This is a genomic window from Gaiella sp. (assembly GCF_035710885.1).
Taxonomy (GTDB): domain Bacteria; phylum Actinomycetota; class Thermoleophilia; order Gaiellales; family Gaiellaceae; genus Gaiella.
In genome coordinates, this window is the sequence record NZ_DASTCS010000010.1 from 1 (window position 1) to 6,715 (window position 6,715).

Below are 6,715 nucleotides of genomic sequence, written 5' to 3' on the forward strand. Positions count from 1 at the left end.
AGAGCCTGACCGGCGCCCCACAACCTGCCCGCGTGCATCAGTTCGCCCTCGTCGGCATGCACGATCGCGAGTTCCAGCAGGCAGTCGCCGACCGCACCCTGCGCGCCGAGGGCCGCGAACCGCTTCACGGCGTCCGTCAGCAGGTTCCGCGCGTGGATGCCGTCACCTCGGCGGCGGGCAACCTCGCCGAGGAGCGCCAGCGCGTTCGCGTACAAGCTCTCGTTCCCGAACGCACGAAAACCGGAGGCGGCCTCCTCGAGCGCCGCTTCCGCGGCATCCAGGTCGCCCTCGCGTAGCGCGATGTCGCCGAGCGACGCCAGCGCGCGCGCATAAGGCCGCCCCGACTGCCGGCAGAGCTGCAGGCTGCGCTCCGCATATGCCCGCGCCCGTGCCAGGTCGCCGTCGTCCACGGCGAGGTCGGCAAGGTCAGCGAGCGCGCCCGTCTCCCAGTACGGCGCGGCCTGCGCTCCGTTCGAGAGGAGGTCGAGGAGTCGGGTCATCAGGCTGATCGCGCGAGACCGATCGCCGGCGTGGCTAGCGATCTTCCCGGCGCCGCCGAGCGCTGCCGGGTCGTCCCCGGCCATGATCTCGTCGAAGGCGCGTGCAACCCACGTATTGGCCTCGGGCGCGTGCCCGCGCGCTATCCACACAGGCCAGAGCTCCGCACACAGCGCGACGAAGAGCTCCGGCCGACCGGAGTCGAGCGCCCAGAGGACGACCTCCCGCACATTGGGATGCTCTGCGTCGAGCTCGGCCGCCGCATCTACCTGCCGCCCGAGAAACAGGGGGGATCCGTGGCCCCTCGCGCTGGCCACCACATGGCCCGCAAGCCGCTCGCGAAGGACGACGCGCTCCACGTTGCCGAGCCGCTCGGCGGCAAACTCCCTGATTGTCTCCAGCATCCAGTAACGGCCGTCGCTGAAGCGCAAGAGGTTCCTCTCGACAAGCGACTGCAGGCTGTCGACGTCGGCGCCTGTGACCGACTCGGCGGTCTCGAGCGTCGCGCCGCCGGCGAAGACGGAGAGGCGAGCGAAAAGTCGCTGCTCCGCCTCCGAGAGGAGCTCGTGAGACCACTCGATGGTGGCTCTGAGCGTCCTCTGGCGGGGATCGGCGTCGCGGCCGCCCTTCAAGAGGTCGAGGCGACGGGAAAGGCGCTGGAGAATCTGCTTCGGGGTGAGCGCCTTCATGCGGGCGGACGCGAGCTCGACGGCGAGCGGCAACAAGTCGAGGCGCCGGCAGAGCTCGGCGATCTCCTCGGAGGGCTCGAGCTGCGAGCGCGCGCAAAAGAGCTCGACTGCTTCCGGCTCCGCAAGCGGGGGCACGGGATACTCGACTTCACCGCGCACGCGCAGGAGCTCACGGCTCGTCACGAGCAACGTGAGGTTGGGGCACGACTCGAGAAGGGAGGCGAGCTCGGGGGCGGACTCGACCACCTGCTCGAGGTTGTCGAGAAGGAGCAGGAGCTCGCGCTCGCCCACGTGCTCGGCGAGACCGCCTCTTGCGCCGATGGTCTGGGCGATCGTCTCGGTGACGAGCGCGGCGTCGCGGAGAGCGGCGAGGCCGACCCAGAGGACGCCCGCCTTGTACTTCGGCACGAGGGTGGCCGCTGCTTCGAGAGCGAGCCGCGTCTTCCCCGAGCCGCCGGGGCCGGTGAGGGTGAGCAGACGTGCGCCTTGCTCGAGTTTCGAGAAGACATTGGCGAGCTCCGCCTCTCGGCCGACGAAAGAACTTGCGGGGCGGGGGAGGTTCGTGTTGGAGATCGTCCTGAGCGGCGGGAAGGCTCCATCACCAAGGTGGTACAGCGGGACCGGCTCGGCGATGTCCTTCAGGCGGTGCTCGCCGAGGTCGGTCAACTCCGCTTGAACCAGCGCCGCGGTTGCGCCCGAGAGGACGATCTGTCCTCCGTGCCCCGTCGCTGCGACCCGAGCCGCGAAGTGCACCTCCCTTCCGACGTAGCCCTCGCTACTCACACGCGCCTCACCCGTGTGTAGACCGATCCGAAGGCGAATCGGACCCGAGGAGAGCGCACTCGTGATCCCGGACGCAGCCGCGAGTGCCCCGGGCGCCGTCGGGAAGGCGAAGAAGAAGGCGTCGCCCTGGTTGTCGACCTCGACGCCTGCATGCTCGGTGCAGGCATTCCGCACGATCCGTCGGTGCTCGGTGAGCACCTCGTCGTAGGCCTCGTCGCCGATCTCTTCGAGCAGCTCGGTCGAGCCTTCGACATCCGTGAAGAGGAAGGTGACAGTGCCGGAAGGAAGATCGGTGCGCAGGGCGTCAGCATTGCTGACGCGGCCGACCGAAGAACGCTTGACGCTGTGCGCCGTGAAGCATCGAGCTGACTAGGCCCGCGGCATACCGGTCCGAGCCGGGTCTCCGGGGGAGCGCGGTAATGTCCCAGCGGGGCAACGGGAACCCGACGCGACGGCTCCGAACTGAAAGGTGAGAGACGTGCGTGCGACGATCAAGGAGAAGCGGGAAGTCGCGAAGGGGACACTGTTCGTGACCTTCGACCTCCAGGGCGAGGATGTCGACTTCGCGCCGGGGCAGTACTTCTTCGTCACGTTGCCCGACGTCGGCCACCAGGACGAGAAAGGCCTTCGCCGGCACATCAGCGTCGTGACGTCTCCTGACGAGAAGGGCACTCTCGGCCTCGCCACGAGAATGCGTGAGACGGCCTTCAAGCGAACGCTGGCCGAACTGGAGGTGGGCTCCGAGGTCGACGTCGAGCCGCCCAAGGGCAACTTCAGGCTGCCCGACGACACCTCGCGCCCACTCGTGTTCGTCGCAGGCGGGATTGGGATCACCGTCTTTCGCAGCATGCTTCGCCATATCGCCGAGGAGCACCTTCCGTATCGCGTGACCTTGATCTATTCGAATCGGGACCGCGAGTCGACGGCCTTTCTGGACGAGCTCGTGGAGCTCGAACGCGAGCTCGCCGGCTTCCGGCTCGTCTTGACGATGACCGACGACCCGGGCTGGGACGGCGAATCGCGCAGGCTCGACCGGCAGTTCTTCGAGGAGTGCCTCGAAGGCGACTTGAACCGGTACACCTTCCTCGTCGCAGGCCCGCCGGCGATGACCGAGGCGATGGAGAAGGCGTTGGGCGAAGCGGGAGTGAGGGAGGAGAACGTCATCGCCGAGGGCTACACCGGCTACTGAGCCGGGGCTGTCCGGGTCTCGACCTGCCACTGCCTCGCCTGCCAGCGACGCACAGGGAGCGTGTTCGGGGTGCAGGCGCGCTGGCCCGCCGAGCGGGTGCGGATCGAGAGCGTCGCGACCGAATACGTGCGGATCTCCGACGAGGGCGAAGGAGCGCTCGCTCTTCTTCGCCCGCTGCGGCGCGACCGTCTGCTACCGGCCCGGCCCGGAGGGCATCGCGGCGCCGGTCGGCGCGTTTTTCGACCCGAGCTTTCCCGCGCCGCGCGTCTCGGTGTGGGAGGACCCCATGCACCCGTAGGTCGGCCTGCCCGACAGGGCCGAGCACATCGGCTGAGCTCCTCGCAGGTGGAGCAGACGCTCTCGGGCGACGAGTGCGGCCCGGGGAGGCGACCCTGTCGGGCCGCGCGAGTCCTGGAACACCCGCAGCGCGACCGCAGCTCCGGATCGTGGCGGTGGCGGGTGAGTGTTTCGGCGAGGCCGTCTAGAGATCCTCGCGATCGAGCGGCGCCGCAATGCTCTCGTGCTCGCTGGTGCTGTCGAGTCGGGTCGCGACGTCTGCGCCGACACCTAGCTTTCGGACGACCTCGAACCGGTCGGTGCGAGCGATCACGTCTTCGATCTCGAGGTCGGCATGTCTGTGCGCGACGACGAACTGTGTCGGGTCGGAGCGAATCCCCTCGTACTCGCGATGCGTGAGCTCCAGCCGCTCCGCGCAGTCCTCCTCGGCACATTCGCAGACCACGATCAAGATCTCCGAGTCGGGGGTCTGGCGCTCGAGGCGCTGGTTGAGCTCGCGGAAGAACGCTTCGTTCGCGGCCAGCCGCTTCGCGCGGAGTGTCGTGAGCTCCTCGGAGCTTGCGGGCGGGGCAGATCGCGTCTCGAGCACCCGCGAGAAGTCCGCCAGCTCTGGGATGGGCCTGTGGGACAGCGCTCGCAGGATCGGGGCGTGATCCTCGGGTGTGAGCAGAAGCTCGTCCACGTCGGCGTCGATCGCGCGACCGAGCTTGTGGGCGAGACCGTCGTCGCCGATGTCCCTCAACGCGACGGCAAGCTGCGCGATCGCACCGTGCGGCAGCTCCAGGTCGCCGTAGCGGATCAAGAAGCCAATCCTACGCCGGAGCGCCCTCGTCTGGACCGGCCCCGGGATGTGCGCATCGTCCGTCGGTGACACTGCGACCATGCTTCAGTAGGTTTCGTCGCGATGGCCACCCGCGAAGCCGCCTGTCACTGCGGGCAACTGCGCCTGGAAGTCGCGGGCGATCCGTTTGCCGTCTCGATCTGCCACTGCCTCGCCTGTCAACGGCGGACCGGAAGCGCCTTCGGTATGCAGGCTGGGTTCAAGGCGGGCCAGGTTCGGGTCGACGGCCGCTTCGGTGACTTCGCGCGGATCTCGGACGAAGCCGACAAGAAGGAGCACGTCTTCCACTTCTGCCCCGACTGCGGATCGCAGGTGTTCTACACGGAGCCGACCGAGCCGGACCTGATCGTCGTCTCGGTGGGCTCGTTCGCCGATCCGTCGTTTCCGCCGCCCACGGAATCGGGCTACGACTCCCGCCGTCATCGCTGGGTGGGGCTCCCCGACTCGATGCAGCGCTTCGCCCCCGAGGTATGGGACTCCGTGCGGCCGCTGTACGACGCCGGCAGGTACGCCGAGGCGGCAACGAGGGGCCGCGAGCTCATCGAGGCATACCCCGACCAGGGGGATCTCTACTACAACGTGGCGTGCTGCGAGAGCCTCGCCGGCCAGGGAGCCGACGCCATCGAGCACCTACGCCGGGTGATCGACATGTGGGAGGGCGCTCGCGACATGGCCAAGGATGACTCGGACTTCGATCCGATCCGCGACGAGCCCGCGTTCCAGGAGCTTCTCGGCCGCTGATTCGCCGTCATCCGATGGCCTCGAGGAACGCGAGGACGCGCTCCTCGAGCAGCTTCGCGGCACCTTCGTCGTAGTCGGGCAGGCTCTGGTCGGCGAACAGGTGCCCATCGCCGGGATACAGGAACAGCTCCGCGCCCTCGATCGTCTCGACCAGCTCGCGCGCCGCGGGGAGGTCCTCCATCGCCCACTCGTCGGCCTCCATCATGTGGATCTGGAGCGGGACTCCCTGCGGCCACGACCCGCCGAACTCGGAGGCCGGGAGCGCGGCGCTGAACAGCAAGGCTCCCTGGGCGCCGGGACGCGTCTGCGCCAGCAGCTGCGCCGGCATCACCCCGAGCGAGAAGCCGGCATAGACGAGCTCGTTCGGCAGCGTCTCTGCGGCGCGACGGCCTCGCTCGAGGATCGTGTCGAAGCCGACCTGCTTGGCGTAGCCGACGCCCTCGTCGAGCGTCGCGAAGGTCTTGCCGTCGTAGAGATCCGGGGCGTGCACCGTGTGCCCGGCACCGCGGAGCTCGTCGGCGAACGCCGCGAATCCGGGCGTCTGCCCCTGTGCGTGGTGAAACAGGAGTATCTCGGCCATGGAGCCACACTACTCACCGGCCGAGCCTGCTCGGTGCCACCGGCCGGGGGCCGGCGCCACGAGCCGGGTCGCGCTGCTAGCTTCGCCGCAGGATGCGGGTCGACGGTGTCGACTTCATTTCGATCCCGACGCGCGACAGCAGGCGAGCGATCGCCTGGTACCGCGATGTCCTGGGAGTCCCGGAGAGCCGCGTGACGGAGGGCGAGTTGGAGACGCCGAACGTGACGCTCAGCTTCTGGGAGCCAGAACGCGAGGAACTGCCGTTCGTCGCCAATCACGCCGGTTTCGCGTTACGCGTCGACGATGTCGCCGCGGCTCGCGCCGAGCTCGAGGCGAAGGGTGTCGAGTTCATCGCCGAGACGTGGGACTCGGGGGTCTGTCACTTCGCCGCGTTCCGCGATCCCGACGGCAACACGCTGATCCTCCACCGGCGCTACGCGCCGCGCGGGTAACCCAAGCCACCGAGCGATCGAGCCGGTGTTCCGGAGTCGTCTCCGAGGGTGGAGCGGTCGCCCGAGCGGCGACGGTCAGGCGGCGCAGTAGAGGCGCTTCGCCGCCGCGTCGATGCGAGCGTAGTACGCGGGGTCGTTCTCGCGGTTTCCGTTCGCGAGCAGGACGGCCACGCGCCTCCCGTCACCCGACGTGAGCACGCTCGTCTTGAAGCCCGGCCCGGCTCCGCCGTGCTCGTAGTCGACGCCGGCGCAGCCGCTCTGCGCGACGACGAAGCCCAGCGCGTAGTCGCTGCCGATTGACGACGCCGGTGTCCTCAGCGCGGTCAGCTCGGCGGGTCGCAGCAGCTTGCCTTGCATGAGCGCCATCAGGAACCGCGCTTCGTCTTCGGCGTTCGCGACGATCCCACCCTCGGCCCCCGTGCCTCCGTGCCAGGCGGTGGCGTCGACTCGGCCGCCGTCCGCGCTCACCCTGTATCCGCGCGAATGAGGCCCTTCGATCTCGCCCTGGGGGTCGTAGGCGGCACCCGTCAGCCCCAGCGGCTGGATGATCCGGTGCTCGAAGAGGCGCTCCAGCGGCATGCCGCCAACCTCCTCCGCGATCATCCCGGCTACCTCGTAGCCGATGTTCGAGTAGTGGTACCGGGT

The 6,715-nt window shown here is 68.8% G+C and carries 8 protein-coding genes; 4 read left to right on the top strand and 4 right to left on the bottom strand.

Translation table 11 applies throughout. The annotated features are described in order from the left end of the window. Positions 1-2,204: ATP-binding protein (locus VFO26_RS02655; protein WP_325113337.1), on the bottom strand; the 2,204-nt coding region annotated here is incomplete at its 3' end. Here VFO26_RS02655 and VFO26_RS02660 point away from each other — a divergent pair. Further along, positions 2,154-2,339: a hypothetical protein gene (locus VFO26_RS02660; protein ID WP_325113330.1), complete on the top strand. Its 186-nt coding sequence runs from the start codon at positions 2,154-2,156 to the stop codon at positions 2,337-2,339. The genes VFO26_RS02655 and VFO26_RS02660 overlap by 51 nt on opposite strands. Positions 2,340-2,448: 109 nt before the next feature. Further along, positions 2,449-3,159 carry an FAD-dependent oxidoreductase gene (locus VFO26_RS02665; RefSeq protein ID WP_325113331.1) on the top strand — a complete coding sequence of 237 codons (711 nt, stop codon included), beginning with the start codon at positions 2,449-2,451 and terminating at the stop codon, positions 3,157-3,159. Positions 3,160-3,640: 481 nt separating this feature from the next. Here the strand turns inward: VFO26_RS02665 and VFO26_RS02670 are convergent, their stop codons facing one another. Next, a complete protein-coding gene (locus VFO26_RS02670; protein WP_325113332.1) occupies positions 3,641-4,258 on the bottom strand; it encodes a hypothetical protein in 618 nt (205 codons plus the stop codon). A gap of 102 nt (positions 4,259-4,360) precedes the next feature. Here VFO26_RS02670 and VFO26_RS02675 point away from each other — a divergent pair, with 102 nt between their 5' ends. Next, positions 4,361-5,038, top strand: coding sequence for a TPR end-of-group domain-containing protein (locus VFO26_RS02675; RefSeq protein ID WP_325113333.1), 678 nt, complete (start codon positions 4,361-4,363; stop codon positions 5,036-5,038). Positions 5,039-5,045: 7 nt separating this feature from the next. On the opposite strand, the gene VFO26_RS02680 is transcribed toward VFO26_RS02675, so the two are convergent. After that, on the bottom strand, positions 5,046-5,618 hold the full coding sequence (locus VFO26_RS02680; RefSeq protein WP_325113334.1) for a dienelactone hydrolase family protein: 573 nt from the start codon (positions 5,616-5,618) through the stop codon (positions 5,046-5,048). Positions 5,619-5,710: 92 nt separating this feature from the next. Between VFO26_RS02680 and VFO26_RS02685 the strand changes: the two genes are divergently transcribed. After that, on the top strand, positions 5,711-6,070 hold the full coding sequence (locus tag VFO26_RS02685; RefSeq protein ID WP_325113335.1) for a VOC family protein: 360 nt from the start codon (positions 5,711-5,713) through the stop codon (positions 6,068-6,070). A 75-nt stretch (positions 6,071-6,145) separates the two neighbouring features. On the opposite strand, the gene VFO26_RS02690 is transcribed toward VFO26_RS02685, so the two are convergent. Further along, a partial coding sequence (locus VFO26_RS02690) for a serine hydrolase domain-containing protein (protein WP_325113336.1) occupies positions 6,146-6,715 on the bottom strand: 570 nt, incomplete at its 5' end.